The organism is Kitasatospora sp. NPDC002227 (assembly GCF_040296285.1).
Taxonomy (GTDB): Bacteria; Actinomycetota; Actinomycetes; order Streptomycetales; family Streptomycetaceae; genus Kitasatospora.
In genome coordinates, this window is the sequence record NZ_JBEOWY010000032.1 from 1 (window position 1) to 13,769 (window position 13,769).

The 13,769-nt window shown below is 76.0% G+C and carries 12 protein-coding genes; 10 read left to right on the forward strand and 2 right to left on the reverse strand.

Annotation, left to right across the window (positions count from 1 at the left end; translation table 11 throughout):
* Positions 1 to 94 precede the first annotated feature (94 nt).
* Positions 95 to 442: an alkyl sulfatase C-terminal domain-containing protein gene (locus tag ABT095_RS25290; protein WP_350531780.1), complete on the reverse strand. Its 348-nt coding sequence runs from the start codon at positions 440 to 442 to the stop codon at positions 95 to 97.
* A 131-nt stretch (positions 443 to 573) separates the two neighbouring features.
* On the opposite strand from ABT095_RS25290, the gene ABT095_RS25295 reads away from it, so the two are divergent.
* From ABT095_RS25295 to ABT095_RS25330, 8 genes are all read left to right on the forward strand, one after another.
* A complete protein-coding gene (locus ABT095_RS25295; RefSeq protein WP_350531781.1) occupies positions 574 to 1,191 on the forward strand; it encodes a hypothetical protein in 618 nt (205 codons plus the stop codon).
* Positions 1,184 to 1,339 (forward strand): hypothetical protein, encoded by a 156-nt coding sequence (locus ABT095_RS25300; RefSeq protein WP_350531852.1) that lies wholly within the window; start codon positions 1,184 to 1,186, stop codon positions 1,337 to 1,339. The genes ABT095_RS25295 and ABT095_RS25300 overlap by 8 nt, the downstream gene beginning before the upstream one ends.
* Positions 1,340 to 1,382: 43 nt before the next feature.
* A complete protein-coding gene (locus tag ABT095_RS25305; protein WP_350531844.1) occupies positions 1,383 to 2,189 on the forward strand; it encodes a TlyA family RNA methyltransferase in 807 nt (268 codons plus the stop codon).
* 53 nt (positions 2,190 to 2,242) lie between these two features.
* Entirely contained in the window at positions 2,243 to 3,142 is a 900-nt protein-coding gene (locus ABT095_RS25310; RefSeq protein WP_350531782.1) for an NAD kinase, read from the forward strand.
* On the forward strand, positions 3,136 to 3,681 hold the full coding sequence (locus ABT095_RS25315; RefSeq protein ID WP_502885003.1) for an MOSC domain-containing protein: 546 nt from the start codon (positions 3,136 to 3,138) through the stop codon (positions 3,679 to 3,681). Before ABT095_RS25310 ends, ABT095_RS25315 begins: the two co-directional genes overlap by 7 nt.
* A gap of 110 nt (positions 3,682 to 3,791) precedes the next feature.
* Positions 3,792 to 5,477: a sensor histidine kinase gene (locus tag ABT095_RS25320; RefSeq protein WP_350531784.1), complete on the forward strand. Its 1,686-nt coding sequence runs from the start codon at positions 3,792 to 3,794 to the stop codon at positions 5,475 to 5,477.
* Positions 5,474 to 6,196, forward strand: coding sequence for a response regulator (locus ABT095_RS25325; protein ID WP_350531785.1), 723 nt, complete (start codon positions 5,474 to 5,476; stop codon positions 6,194 to 6,196). The genes ABT095_RS25320 and ABT095_RS25325 overlap by 4 nt, the downstream gene beginning before the upstream one ends.
* Before the next feature lie 180 nt (positions 6,197 to 6,376).
* Complete coding sequence (locus ABT095_RS25330) at positions 6,377 to 8,965, forward strand: ABC transporter permease (RefSeq protein WP_350531845.1); 2,589 nt, start codon at positions 6,377 to 6,379, stop codon at positions 8,963 to 8,965.
* A gap of 10 nt (positions 8,966 to 8,975) precedes the next feature.
* On the opposite strand, the gene yczR is transcribed toward ABT095_RS25330, so the two are convergent.
* On the reverse strand, positions 8,976 to 10,427 hold the full coding sequence (gene yczR / locus ABT095_RS25335; RefSeq protein WP_350531786.1) for a MocR-like transcription factor YczR: 1,452 nt from the start codon (positions 10,425 to 10,427) through the stop codon (positions 8,976 to 8,978).
* 217 nt (positions 10,428 to 10,644) lie between these two features.
* Here yczR and recN point away from each other — a divergent pair, with 217 nt between their 5' ends.
* Together recN and ABT095_RS25345 are read left to right on the forward strand one after the other, a co-directional pair.
* Positions 10,645 to 12,420 carry a DNA repair protein RecN gene (gene recN / locus ABT095_RS25340; protein WP_350531787.1) on the forward strand — a complete coding sequence of 592 codons (1,776 nt, stop codon included), beginning with the start codon at positions 10,645 to 10,647 and terminating at the stop codon, positions 12,418 to 12,420.
* 166 nt (positions 12,421 to 12,586) lie between these two features.
* Positions 12,587 to 13,744, forward strand: coding sequence for a glycosyltransferase family 4 protein (locus ABT095_RS25345; protein WP_350531788.1), 1,158 nt, complete (start codon positions 12,587 to 12,589; stop codon positions 13,742 to 13,744).
* Positions 13,745 to 13,769: the final 25 nt, after the last annotated feature.

Here is a 13,769-nt window from a genome sequence, read left to right on the forward strand (position 1 = left end):
ACCTACCTGGACCAGCGCGACATCCCCCGGCCGAAGTCCTGGCGAACTCTTGGCACTTGAACCCGATCGTCCAAGATCCCCGACAGAGTCAAGCTTAGAGCAGTGACTTGAGGCGGAGCAGGTCTCGGAGGCCTGCTTCGAGCTTCACGCGGCCGGTGGCCCAGGCTGGGGCGAAAGAGAGGTGGCCGGAGACCAGGGCGACCAGGTCGTCGGAGGTCATGGTGAGGCGGATCTCCGCCTTGGTGGGGGGCGGGCCGGGGGTCTGGGTGATGTCGGTGAGGGTGCCTTCCTGGAGGCGGCCGGTGAAGGTGAGGTCCAGGTCGGGGAGGCGGCAGCTCAGGGAGCGGTCGAGGGTGGCGGCCTTGCGGACGTCGCCGCCCGAGCCCGCGAGGTTGCGGCTGAGCTGCTCGAGTGCCTCGCGGCACTGCTCGGTGCTGGCCATCTTCGGTGCTCTCCCGTCCCGTCCGGTCGGCGACCACCGTACCGCCAACGGGGGCGGTAGCCCCTGCTGTGGCTGGTGGGAGGTGTCAGAGTGGGGTATGTCGGTTGGGTCGTTCTGGAGGAGGCGGGCGGATGCTGCGCAATGCGGTGCGCGGGGTGACGGCGGTGGCCGTCGAGTTGGTGACGGAGGTCGGGAAGCTCACCGGGCAGGTGGTGGAGCGGGTGGCGGCCGAGCCGTTCCCGCCCACGGTGAAGTCGCTGCAGACGCTGGCCGGTGAGGCGCTGACGGTGGGCCGGGCCGGGGTGGACCTGGCGGTCGGGGTGGCCCGGAGCGAGACGGAGCGGCTGTTCGAGAAGGTCGGCGACCAGGTGGTGAAGGTCGGCGTGGTGCTGGGCTACCTGGAGAGCAAGCTGCGGGAGGTGGACGAGGAGCCGGTGGCGAAGCCCGAGCCGCGCCCGCGTGCGGAGGGGCTGTTCCAGGCCGGGTGGGAGGCCGAGCCCGCGCCCGCCGAGGCCCGCGAACCGGAGCCCGAGCTCGAGGAGGAGCCGGAGCCCGTGCCGGTGAAGAAGGCGGCTCCCGCGAAGAAGGCGGCTCCCGCGAAGAAGGCGGCTCCCGCGAAGAAGGCCGCCGCCGTGAAGACGACCGCCGTGAAGAAGACCGCGGCGGCGAAGAAGACGACCGCCGCGAGGAAGGCGGCGCCGGCCAGGAAGACCGCCCGGCCGCGGAAGGCGGTGGCCGGGGATGAGTGAGCCGGTGGTGGAGACCGGGCACCCGGAGGTGGACGCGGCGCTCGCGCGGTTGGCCGAGTTGGACGGGGTGGAGACCGGGGAGCACGTCGCGGTGTACGAAGATGTACACCAGCGGTTGGTGGAGACCTTGACGGGGCTCGACCGGTAGCGCCGGAGACATCCAGACAGCAGGAGCTGAAGCACCAGTGGCAGTGGCACGACGCCGACTCGACGCGGAGCTCGTCCGCCGCAAGCTCGCCCGTTCGCGGGAGCACGCGAGCGAGCTGATCGCGGCCGGGCGGGTGACGGTGGGCGGCACGACCGCGACCAAGCCCGCGACCCAGGTGGAGACCTCGGCGGCCGTGGTGGTGGCCGAGGACGAGAACGACCCGGACTACGTCTCGCGCGGCGGGCACAAGCTGGCCGGGGCGTTCGCGGCCTTCGTGCCGCAGGGGCTGGTGGTGGAGGGTCGCCGGGCGCTGGACGCCGGGGCCTCGACCGGGGGGTTCACCGATGTGCTGCTGCGGGCGGGCGCCCGGCAGGTGCTGGCGGTGGACGTCGGCTACGGGCAGCTGGCCTGGTCGCTGCAGAGCGACGAGCGCGTGGTCGTGATGGACCGGACGAACGTGCGGGAGCTGACGCTGGAGCAGATCGGCGGCGAGCCGGTCGGCCTGGTGGTCGGCGACCTGTCGTTCATCTCGCTCGGCCTGGTGCTGCCCGCGCTGGCGGGCTGCTGCGCCGAGGACGCGGACCTGGTGATGATGGTCAAGCCGCAGTTCGAGATCGGCAAGGAGCGGCTCGGCAGCGGCGGGGTGGTGCGCAGCCCGGAGCTGCGGGCCGAGATGGTGCGCCGGGTCGCGGACCAGGCCTGGGCGCTCGGGTTCGGCGTGGTGGCCGTGGCGGCCTCGCCGCTGCCGGGGCCGTCGGGCAATGTGGAGTACTTCCTGTGGCTGCGTCGGGGGGCCCCGCAGCTGGACCCGGCGGAGGCGGACCGGGCTGTTGCCGAGGGCCCTCGATAGGGTACGACCGTCCGGACAGGGTGGGCCCGCGCCGGGGTGAGGGAGAGGGCAGCATGAGCGAGGAACGTACGGTCTTCCTGATCGCGCACACCGGTCGGGAGGCCGCGCTGCGCAGCGTCGAGGGCCTGGTGCACGGGCTGCTCAAGGCGGGGATCAGGATCAGGCTGCTGGCCGCGGAGGCCGTCGGTCTGGATCTGCCGGACGGGGTGGAGCGGGTGGCGGGCGGCCACGGGGCCGCCGACGGCTGCGAGTTGATCCTGGTCGCCGGGGGTGACGGCACGCTGCTGCGCGGGGCCGAGCTGGCCCGCGAGTCGGGGCTGCCGATGCTGGGCATCAACCTGGGCCGGGTCGGCTTCCTGGCGGAGGCCGAGCGGGACGACCTCGCGGTGGTGGTCGAGCGGGTGGTCGACGCCGATTACGAGATCGAGGACCGGATGACCCTCGATGTGCTGGTGCGCACCAACGGCGACGTGGTGCACGAGGACTGGGCGCTGAACGAGGCCTCGGTCGAGAAGGCCGTGCGGGAGCGGATGCTGGAGGTCGTCACCGAGGTGGACGGCCGCCCGGTCTCCAACTTCGGCTGCGACGGGGTGGTGCTCTCCACCCCGACGGGCTCGACCGCGTACGCGTTCTCCGGCGGTGGCCCGGTGGTGTGGCCGGAGGTGGAGGCGCTGCTGATGGTGCCGATCAGCGCGCACGCGCTGTTCGCCCGGCCGCTGGTGACCTCGCCGCACTCGGTGCTGGCCGTGGAGGTGCAGCCGAAGACCCAGCACGGGGTGCTGTGGTGCGACGGGCGCCGGTCGGTGGAGCTGCCGGCCGGGGCGCGGGTGGAGGTGCGGCGGGGGCGGGTGCCGGTGCGCCTGGCCCGGCTGCACCGGGCGCCGTTCACGGACCGGCTGGTGGCGAAGTTCGCGCTGCCGGTGACGGGCTGGCGCGGTCGGTCGGGCTGTTGAGCGGGCGGGTGGCGGCGGTCAGCCGCAGCGGGGCGCACGAGTTCAGCAAGGCGGAGCGGGGCCGGATACGGCTGCTGGCCGGCCTCGGGGTGGAGGGGGACGCGCACCTGGGGGTGACGGTCCAGCACCGCTCCCGGGTCGCGCAGGACCCGACCCAGCCGAACCTGCGTCAGGTGCACCTGATCCACCAGGAGCTGTTCGCGGAGCTGGCGGCGGCCGGGTTCACCGTCCGGCCGGGCGAGCTGGGCGAGAACGTGACCACGGCCGGGGTGGACCTGCTGGGCCTGCCCCGCGGCACCCGGCTGCACCTGGGGGTGGAGGCGGTGGTGGAGGTGACCGGTCTTCGGAACCCCTGCCCGCAGATCGACGCCTTCCAGCAGGGCCTGCTCAAGCAGGTGGTCGGGCGGGACGCGGAGGGGCGGATCGTACGGCGGGCCGGGGTGATGGGCGTCGTGCTCGAGGGCGGCGAGGTGGCGCCGGGCGACACCGTACGGGTGGAGCTGCCCGAGCAGCCCTGGCAGGCGCTGGAGCGGGTCTAACCGCCGACGGGTGGCCCGGAAGGGCCGAGGCGGCGGGGCTTTCGGGCAGCTCGGCGCCGTCGGCCCGGGACCGGGGCCGTGGGCGTGGCGCCGGCCCCGAGAATGGGCCGGTGGCTCCCGACCCCCGTCATCCGCGCACGGCCCCCACCCGGCCGGGCCGGGGGCTGTGGCGCGTGCTGGCGGAGGTGACCGGCGGCGCGCTGCTGATGCTCCTCACCCAGGCGATCCTGCGGGGCCGGGGACCGTCCGCAGGGGTCCAGTTGCTGCTCGCGGGCCTCGCGCTCGCCCTGCTGGTGCTCCGCCGGCGCTCCCGCACGGCGAGTCTGCTGGCCGTCTCCGCCGTCCTCGGCCTGCTGCCCGCCGCCGGGCTGCCGGCCGCGGTGGTCGCGTACGGCACGGCCAGGCGGCTGCCTGACCCGCGGCGCCGCAGTGCCGTGCTGCTCGCCGCGGCCGCGACCGCCACGCTGGTCTGCGGCGTTCTCGCCCCGGTGACCGGGTACGGCAGCCATCCGTTCGGACTGGCGGCGGGCGCCGTGCTGGCCGTCACCACGCTGGTGGTGCCGGGACTGCTCGGCAGTTCGAGCGGGCAGGAGGACCGGCTGGTGCGGGCGCTGCGGGAGCGGGCCACCGCCGCCGAGGCGGCCCGCCGGCTCGCGGACAGCGAGGCCCGGATCCAGGAGCGGTCCCGGATCGCCGCCGAGATGCACGACCTGATCGGGCACCGGCTCAGCCTGATCTCGCTGCACGCGGGCGGCCTGGAGCTGGCGTTGCAGCAGCGCTCGCCCGAGCTGCGCGACGAGGCGGCCCTGGTGCGCCGGACCGTCGCGGACGCGATGCGCGAGCTGCGCGAGGCCCTCGGCGTCCTGGGCCCCCTGGACCGGGACACCGGCACCGCCGCGCTGACCGCTACGACCGGCACCCGGGCCGATGTCGAGGCGCTGGTGGCGGAGTCGCGCAGCGGTGGCATCCCCGTCGAACTCCGCTGGGACGGACCGGACCTGGACGGCCGCGCGGCCCAGCTGCGGCGTGCGGTGCACCCGGTGGTGCGCGAGTCGCTGACCAACGTGCACCGGTACGCCGCCGGGGCCCGGGTCGCCGTGGCGGTGACCCATACCGAGGACCGGGTGGCGGTGCTCGTGCACAACGAGCCCCCGGCGGCCCCGGCGGTGGGGACGGGCCTGGGCTCGGGGCGCGGCCACGCCGGGCTGCGGGAGCGCGTGGGGCTGCTCGGCGGCACGCTGGCGGCGGGCCCGACGGCCGCCGGCGGGTTCGCGGTGAGCGCCTTCCTCCCGGCGGAGCCGGGCCGGGGCACGAGTCCGGGCCGGGGCGGGGCGCGGCCGGAGCGGTCCGAGGCGGTGGGGCCGCGCCCCGGGCAGGAACCCGCCGCCGTCCACCGCCGTGCCGTGCGGGCCCTCGGCGGGTTCCTCGGCCTGATGGGCGTGGGCGTGCTGATGCTGGGCAGCCTCCTGCTGGTCTCCCAGGCCTTCCCGGAGCCCGACACCAGCCTGCCCGTGCCGACGATCGGGATGCCCCGCCGGCTCGTGGAGGCGACCGTGTACGACAGCGCGCCGGTGCGGGCGGCGGCGACGGGGCGGGAGCCGGCCCGGGCCGCGTCCGTGACGAGCTGTCTGTACGGGACGGGGCCGGTCGGGGCCGAAGGCCCCGGCCCGTCCGCCGGGGCGGAGCCCGACCGGCTCGGGATCGTCAGGTACTGCTTCCGTGGCGACACCCTGGCCACGATCGACCGCTTCACCGTGCCCATGGCGGCGCGCACATCCGCGTGGGAGTCCCGATGACCGACCTGCCCGCTTCCGGCCTGCCCGCCCCCGAGCTGCTCGTCCCCGGCCGGGACCGCCCGGTCCGGGTCCTGCTCGCCGACGACGAGGAGTTGATCCGGCACGGTGTCCGGCTGATCCTGCGTCATGCCGAGGGCATCGAGGTGGTCGGCGAGGCGGCGAACGGCGTGGAGGCCGTGCGGCTCGCCGCCGAGACCCGCCCCGACGTGGCCCTGGTCGACATCCGGATGCCGGTGCTCGACGGGCTCGCCACCATCGAGCGGCTGCTGGCCCTGGACCCCCGGCCGCAGGTCGTCATGCTCACCACCTTCGGCGACGAGCGGAACGTGACGCGCGCGCTGCGTTCCGGTGCCACCGGCTTCCTGCTCAAGGACGAGGGCCCGCAGGAGCTGATCAGCGCGGTGCGGGCCGCCGCCACGGGTGACGCCGTCCTCTCGCCGAAGGTCACCCGGAGTGTCATCGAGCGGATGCTCGACGCCGGGCCCGCCCGGCCGGATCGTGCGGCGCCCGGGGACGAGCGCCTGGCGGCGCTCACCGGCCGCGAGCGCGAGGTCCTCGCCCTGCTGGGGCAGGGCCTGGCCAACGGAGAGATCGGCCGTCGGCTGGGCATCGGGGTCGGCACGGTGAAGTCCCACGTGAGCGCCGTCCTGGTCAAGACGGGTTCGGACAGCCGGGTCCAGGCGGCCGTCCTCGCCCACCGGGCGGGCCTGCTGCCCTGAGCTCCGGCCTCTGCCCGAGGACAGAGGCCGTACTCCGCCCCGAGGAGTACGGGCGGCGGCGGGAGCGACCTTCGGCGGAGGCCGCGGTCACGCCTCAGGGCTGACGGTTCGCCGGCCCGGCGCTTCGAGGATGGGAGGCAGTCACCCACCACCTCCTCGTCGATCGGAGCTGCCATGCCGATACTGCGCACCGCCCTGCGCAACGTCCTCGCGCACCGGGCCCGGCTGGTCATGACCGCCCTCGCGATCACGCTCGGCGTCGCCTTCGTCTCCGGCACGCTCGTCTTCGGCGACACCGTCACCCAGGCCCTGCGCGGCGCCGCCGCCAGGAACCTCAAGGACGTCGCGGTGGTCGTCCAGTCCGAGTCCGAGTCCGAGTCCGAGCCCGAGCGTGGCAGCGGCGACGCCTCGCCCGGTGGCCGGTCCACCGCGCTCACCGCCGAGCTCGCCGAGCGGGTCCGGACCGTGCCGGGCGTCACCTCCGTCCACCCCGTGGTCGAGGGCACCGCCACGCTGGCCGCCAAGGACGGCCGCCCGCTGAACGCCGACAGCGGCGGGCCGAACCTGGCGGTCAACTACGCGCCGGACGAGCCGGGTACGGACCGGGACAGCCGCATTGCCCTCAGCGCCGGGCGCGGCCCGGCCACCGGCGCCGAGCTGGCCCTCGACCGGCGCACCGCCGAGAAGGCCGGCTACCGCCTCGGCGACGTCGTCCGGTTCGCCACCGACGGCCCCACGCTCACCGGGACACTGGTCGGCATCGTCACCACCGACGACCCACGGGTGAGCGCGGGCGGCAGCCTGCTGCTCCTCGACACCGCCACCGCGCAGCGGCTCCTGCTGCGGGCCGGGCGGTTCGACTCGCTGTCCGTCGGCTCCGCGCCGGGCACCGACGAGCAGGCGCTCGCCGACCGGGTCCGCGCGCTGCTGCCCGCCAAGGGGATCACGGTCACCAGCGGCGCCCGGCTGGCCCGCGAGCAGGCGCGGCAGATCGCCGAGAACACCAAGGAGCTCACCCGGATGCTCCCCGCCTTCGCCGCCGTCGCCCTGTTCGTCGGCGTCTTCACCATCGCCAACACCTTCACCATGCTGGTGGCCCAGCGCAGCCGGGAGACCGCGCTGCTGCGCGCCGTCGGGGCCTCGCGCCGCCAGGTCGTGCGTGCCGTCCTGGCGGAGGCCGGGCTGCTCGGGCTGGCCGCCTCCGCCGCCGGCCTCGCGCTGGGGCTCGGCATCGCCACCGCCCTGCCGCGGCTGCTCGCCGCAGGCGGCGGGGGCCTGCCGGACGGCCCGCTGGTCGTCTCCGCCGACACGCTCGTCCGCTCCCTGCTGGTCGGGGTCGGCGTCACGCTGGTCGCCGCCTGGCTGCCGGCCCGCCGGGCGGCGAGGACCGCACCGGTGGCGGCCCTGAGCGCCGTCGACCAGGCGCCGCCGCCGCGCGGCCTGCTGCTGCGCAACTGCCTCGGCGGGCTGCTCACCGGCGCCGGGGTGGCCACGATGCTGTACGTCTCCACCCAGCGCGACGGCGGCGACCTCAACCTCAAGGCCGCCGGGCTCGGCTCGGTGCTCACGCTGACCGGCATGATCGTGCTCGCGCCGCTGCTGTCCCGGCCGGTGATCCGGCTCGCGGGGGTGGTCACCACCCGGCTGTTCGGCGTCGGCGGCAGGCTCGCCGAGGGGAACGCGCTGCGTAACCCGCGCCGCACCGCCGCCACCGCCTCCGCGCTGATGATCGGGCTCACCCTGATCACCGGCCTGAGCGTGACCGGCAGTTCGATGAGCGCGGCGCTGGAGGCGGCGGCCGTCGGGGGCCTGACCGCGGACCTGAAGGTGTCGTCGGCCGGGCCCGGCCTCGACCCGGCCTTCGGCGCGAAGGCCGCCGCCGTCCCGGGCGTGGCGCAGGCGGCGCCCGTCGCCGTCGCGGCACTGGGGGTGCGGGGCGGGTACGCCACGCTCACCGGCGCGGACCCGCAGCGCCTCGCCGCCGTCTCCGATCTGCGGTTCAGCAGTGGCTCGCTCGCGGAGCTCGGCCCCGGTCGGGTCGCGCTCTCCGAGCAGCTGGCCGCCCGTACCGGCCTCGCCAAGGGCGACACCTTCGAAGCGGCGCTGGGCTCCGGCCACGGCCGGAAGGCGCTGACCGTGGTCGGCGTCTACCGGCAGACCAGGGCCGTCGGGGGCGCCCTCGCCACCCTGGACGAGGTCCTGCCCCACGCGTACGGGGGCAGGCTCGACAGCATCCTGGTCAAGGCCGCGCCCGGCCGGGCCGTCCGTGGTCTGGACGAGGACATCCGCAAGGCGCTCGGCGGCAGCCCGCTGCTCCAGGTGCAGGACCGGGAGCAGCTGACGAAGGCGGAGTCCGGCCGGATCGGGCCGATGCTGGACATGATGTACGGCCTGCTCGGCCTGACCGTCGTCATCGGTGTGTTCGGCGTCGTCAACACCCTGGCCATGTCGGTGGTCGAGCGGACCCGGGAGATCGGGCTGCTGCGCGCGGTCGGGCTCGACCGCGCGGGCGTGCGGCGGATGGTGCGGCTGGAGTCGGTGGTGATCTCGCTGTTCGGCGCGGTGCTCGGCATCGGCACGGGGTGCTTCCTGGCCTGGGCCTGCGGCAGTCTCAGCACCTCCTCGCTGCCGCAGTACGAGACGGTCCTGCCCTGGGGCCGGCTCGGCCTGTTCCTGCTGCTCGGCCCGGCGATCGGGGTGCTGGCCGCCCTCTGGCCGGCCCGGTGGGCCGCCCGCCTGGACCTGCTGCGGGCGATCGGCGCGCAGTAAGGCCGGCCGGTCAGCGGGCCTGGCCGGCCGCGGCTGCCGCCGCGGCCAGGCGGGCGATGGCGGTGGCGGCGGCCTGGGGCGGGACGGTGAGGGGGAGCCGCAGGTAGGGCTCGAAGGTGCCGTCGGTGGCGAAGCGGGAGCCGGCGGCCAGGCGCAGGCCGAGCGGGTCGGCGGACTTGGCGAGGCTGGAGCTGGCCAGGCCGTCGGTGGCGACCCAGAGGCAGAGGCCGCCCGGGGGCAGGGCGAACTGCCAGGCGGGCAGCTGCTGCTGGAGCGCCTCGGCCAGGGCGTGGGCGGTGGCGCGCATCCGCCGGTGCTGGTGGGCGCGGACCTCGGGCAGGGCGTGGTCGAGCAGGTGGGCGGCGATCAGCTGGTCGAGGACCGGGGTGCCGACGTCGGTGAAGACCCGCTCGGCGGCCAGGCGGCGCACCAGCGAGGGCTGGGCACGCAGCCAGCCGACCCGCAGGCCGCCCCAGAGGATCTTGCCCGCCGAGCCGATGGTGACCACCTGGGCGGTGCGGTCCAGGGCCGCCGTCGGCGGCGGCACGGCGTCGGTGCCCCAGTCGAGCTCGGCCGGGGTCTCGTCCACCACCACGACCGTGCCGGAGACCCGGGCGGCGGCGAGCAGGGCGCGGCGCTGCTCCTCGTCGATCAGCGCGCCGGTCGGGTTGTGGAAGTCGGGCACCACGAAGGCGGCCCGGGGCGAGGCGCCGCGCAGCACCCGCCGCCACTCCTCGGTGTCCCAGTACGGCAGTGCGGCGTCCCCGCCGGGCCGGGCGAACGGGACGGGCACCAGGCGGGCGCCCTCGCGCTGGAGCAGCCGCAGGGTGTGCGCGTAGCCGGGGGCCTCGACGGCCACCCGGTCGCCGCGCCCGAGCAGGGCCCGCTGGGCGAGGTTCAGGGCGCCCATCGCGCCGGTGGTGATCAGGATCTGGTCCGGGGTGGTGGGCAGGCCGCGCTCGGTGAAGCGGCGGGCCACGGCCTCGCGCAGCACCGGCACCCCGGTGGGGTAGTGGCCGTGGCCGGTGGCGTAGGTGGGCAGCTGTTCGACGGCCCGGGCGGCGGCCTCGCCGAGGAAGGGCTGGGGTGCGGGGAGGGCGGCGACGCCCAGGTCGATGGTGTGCTCGGCCTCGTCCGGCGGCACCGGGTGGAGGGCGTCGCCGGGCGGGCGGCTGCCCTCGGGCAGGGCCGTCCAGCTGCCGGAGCCGCGCCGGCTGTGCAGGTAGCCGTCGGTGCGCAGCGCTTCGTAGGCGGTGGCGACGGTGGTGCGGCTGAGGGTGAGGGCCTGAGCCAGCTCGCGTTCGGCGGGCAGCCGGGTGCCGACCGGCAGGCGGCCCTCGGCGACCAGGCCGCGCAGCTGCACGGCGAGGCGGCGGTAGGCGGTGCGCTGCCCGGTGGGCGGGGTGGTGGTGAGCAGGCGGGCCAGCGCCGGGGCGGTCACGGTGCTCTGCCACTCGGCCATGGGGCGCGCCCTCCCTCGGGGCTCTGTCCAGTCCACTTGGCTCGGATTGGCCCGGCAGGTGGCTCGCGGTGGCTGCCCATGATGGCAGAGCGGCCCGGCGTACCGCCAGCGAAAGCCACATTTGGTGCAGACGGCACCGCGTACCGCAAGGGAACAAGGCTGCGACAGCGACCGGAAGGGATGAACTTGGGGGCCGGGCCAGGCCGCTCGTCGCGCGATGGGGGTCGGCCACCGTAAGGTCGTCACCGTGCTGGACGAGATGCGGATACGGGATCTGGGCGTCATCGACGACGCGGTGGTCGAGTTGGCACCGGGCTTCACCGCGGTGACCGGTGAGACCGGTGCGGGCAAGACCATGGTGGTGACCAGCCTCGGCCTGCTGCTCGGCGGCCGGGCCGACCCGGGCCTGGTGCGCCGCGGCGCCGAGCGGGCCGTGGTCGAGGGCCGCCTGGCGCTGCCCGAGGGCTCCCCGGTGGCGGCCCGGGCCCAGGAGGCCGGGGCCGAGCTGGACGAGGGCGAGCTGCTGATCAGCCGTACCGTCTCCGCCGAGGGCCGCTCGCGCGCCCACGTCGGCGGCCGGAGCGTGCCGGTGGGCCTGCTCGCCGAGCTCGGCGAGGACCTGATCGCCGTGCACGGCCAGACCGACCAGCAGCGCCTGCTGCGCCCCTCCCGCCAGCGCGGCGCCCTGGACCGCTACGCCGGTGAGGCGCTCGCCGGGCCGCTGGGCCGCTACCGCGAGGTCTACCGCGAGCTGCGCGAGGTCTCCGCGACCTTGGAGGAGCTGACCACCCGGGCCCGCGAGCGCGCCCAGGAGGCCGACCTGCTGCGCTTCGGGCTGGACGAGATCGCCGCCGCCGAGCCGGTGGCCGGGGAGGACGTCGAGCTCGCCGCCGAGGCCGAGCGCCTGGGCCACGCCGACGCCCTCTCGCTGGCCGCCACCCAGGCCCACGGCGCCCTGGCGGGCGACCCGGCCGACCCCGACTCGCTGGACGCGGGCACCCTGCTCGCCCAGGCCCGCCGCGCCCTGGAGTCCGTGCGCGGCCACGACGAGCGCCTGGGCGCGCTGGCCGAGCGGGTCACCGAGGTCGGCTACCTGCTGGCCGACGTCTCCGCCGACCTGGCCAGCTATGCGGAGGACCTGGACGCCGACCCGGTGCGCCTGGCCGCCGTCGAGGACCGCCGGGCCGTGCTGGCCCAGCTGCTGCGCAAGTACGGCGGCACCGACAACACGCTGGCCGAGGTGATCGCCTGGGCCGAGGCGGGCACGGAGCGGCTCCTGGAACTGGACGGGGACGACGAGCGGATCGACGAGCTGGGAGCCAAGGAGACGTCGCTGCGGGCCGAGCTGGGAGTGCTGGCCGCCGAGGTCTCCGCCGCCCGGCACGCGGCCGCCGGCCGCTTCGCCGAGGCCGTCTCCGCCGAGCTGGCCGAGCTGGCCATGCCGCACGCCCGGGTCACCTTCGCGCTGAGCCTGGTCGACGACCCGGCCGGGATCGAGTTCGAGGACCGGACGGTCTCCTACGGCGCGCACGGAGTCGACGAGGTCGAGGTGCTGCTCGCCCCGCACCCGGGCGCCGTGCCGCGCCCGATCGCCAAGGGCGCCTCGGGCGGTGAACTCTCCCGGGTGATGCTCGCCGTCGAGGTGGTCTTCGCCGGCGCGGACCCGGTGCCGACCTACCTCTTCGACGAGGTGGACGCCGGCGTCGGCGGCAAGGCGGCCGTCGAGATCGGCCGCCGCCTGGCCAAGCTCGCGCAGAGCGCCCAGGTGGTCGTGGTGACGCACCTTCCGCAGGTCGCGGCCTTCGCCGACCGGCACCTGGTGGTCGAGAAGACCCACGACGGCACCGTCACCCGAAGCGGCGTCAAGGTGCTGGACGACGAGGAGCGGGTGCGCGAACTCTCGCGGATGCTGGCCGGTCTCGAGGACTCCGAACTCGGCCGTGCGCACGCGGAGGAGCTGCTCGCCACGGCCCGGGCACCCCGGGGGGAGTGACCGCCCCCGGGGCCGGTCCGCCGCGCCGGGCGGAGGCCTCGACTGTCCAAGATGCGGCCCGACCTGGCATGGTGGCGGCTGGACACTGGCACCCCAGTCCCGAGCGCCGCGCGTGGGCACACCCCGCCCCGGTGTGAGTTCGTGAACGAAGTCGGAGCGAGACGACGTGGACCAATTCGTCACCAGGGCCACCGCAGCCGCCGCCGAGCGCGGGCAGCTGCACGTGGTGCTCGTCCTGGCCGCCAGCACCGGCGGCATCGGCGCCCACTGCCGCTCGCTCGCCCAGGGCCTGGTGGCACACGGCGTCAACGTGACGGTCTGCGCCCCCGCCGGGACGGACGCCCTGTTCGGCTTCTCCCGCACGGGTGCCCGCTTCCACCTGGTCGACATCACGCCGACGGCCGGCGCGCGCAGTGACGCCGCCGCGATCGGCGAGTTGCGGCGGGCCTTCACCGGCGCCGACGTCGTGCACGCGCACGGGCTGCGGGCCGGTCTGCTGTCCGATCTGGCCCTGCGGACGGCCGGGCGCTTCCCGGGCCTGCGGCCCGAGACGCCACTGGTGGTCACCTCGCACCACGCGATGCTCGCCACCGGCCTGGACCGGCGGCTGCAGCGGCTGATGGAGCGGCGGGTCGCCCGGGCCGCGGACCTGGTCCTCGGGGCCTCCTCCGACCTGGTCGCCCGGGCCCGGGAGCTCGGCGCCTCCGACGCCCGGCTCGGGCCGGTGGCGGCGCCGCCGATGCCGCCCGGCACGCTGGACCGCGAGGCCGCCCGGGCCGCCCTGCTGGGCGGCCGCACCGACCGGCCGGTGGTGCTGGCGATCGGGCGGCTGGTGGCGCAGAAGTCCTTCGGCCTGCTGCTCGACGCAGCGCGCGGCTTCGGGCCGGACGTGGCCGTGGTGATCGCCGGGGACGGGCCGGAGGCCGCCGACCTGCGGGAGCGGATCGCGGCGGAGAAGCTGCCGGTCGACCTGCTCGGCTACCGCACCGACGTACCGGACCTGTTGGCGGCGGCCGACGTGGTGGCGCTCAGCTCCCGCTGGGAGGCCCGCTCCCTGGTGGTCCAGGAGGCCATGCGGGCGGGCGTGCCGGTCGTCTCCACGGCGGTCGGCGGCGTGCCGGAGCTGGTCGGCGACGCGGCCGTACTCGTCCCGTACGGGGACGCCGCCGCGCTCGGCACGGCCGTACGCGATCTGCTGGCCTCGCCCGAGCGGCGCACCGCCCTCGCCGAGGCCGGCCGGCAGCAGGCGAAGACCTGGCCGGACGAGGCGGCGACGGTGGCTCAGGTGCTCTCGACCTACGACGAGCTGGTCGCCCGGGGGTAGTCGGTCCTGGGCGCTAGGGTGCGCA

Bases quoted from the DNA above. Each gene is read 5' to 3' on its own strand.
- yczR (WP_350531786.1), bottom strand. From the start codon at position 10,427: ATGGCCGAGTGGCAGAGCACCGTGACCGCCCCGGCGCTGGCCCGCCTG.
- ABT095_RS25325 (WP_350531785.1), top strand. From the start codon at position 5,474: ATGACCGACCTGCCCGCTTCCGGCCTGCCCGCCCCCGAGCTGCTCGTC.
- ABT095_RS25290 (WP_350531780.1), bottom strand. From the start codon at position 442: ATGGCCAGCACCGAGCAGTGCCGCGAGGCACTCGAGCAGCTCAGCCGC.
- ABT095_RS25295 (WP_350531781.1), top strand. From the start codon at position 574: ATGCTGCGCAATGCGGTGCGCGGGGTGACGGCGGTGGCCGTCGAGTTG.
- recN (WP_350531787.1), top strand. From the start codon at position 10,645: ATGGGGGTCGGCCACCGTAAGGTCGTCACCGTGCTGGACGAGATGCGG.
- ABT095_RS25310 (WP_350531782.1), top strand. From the start codon at position 2,243: ATGAGCGAGGAACGTACGGTCTTCCTGATCGCGCACACCGGTCGGGAG.
- ABT095_RS25300 (WP_350531852.1), top strand. From the start codon at position 1,184: ATGAGTGAGCCGGTGGTGGAGACCGGGCACCCGGAGGTGGACGCGGCG.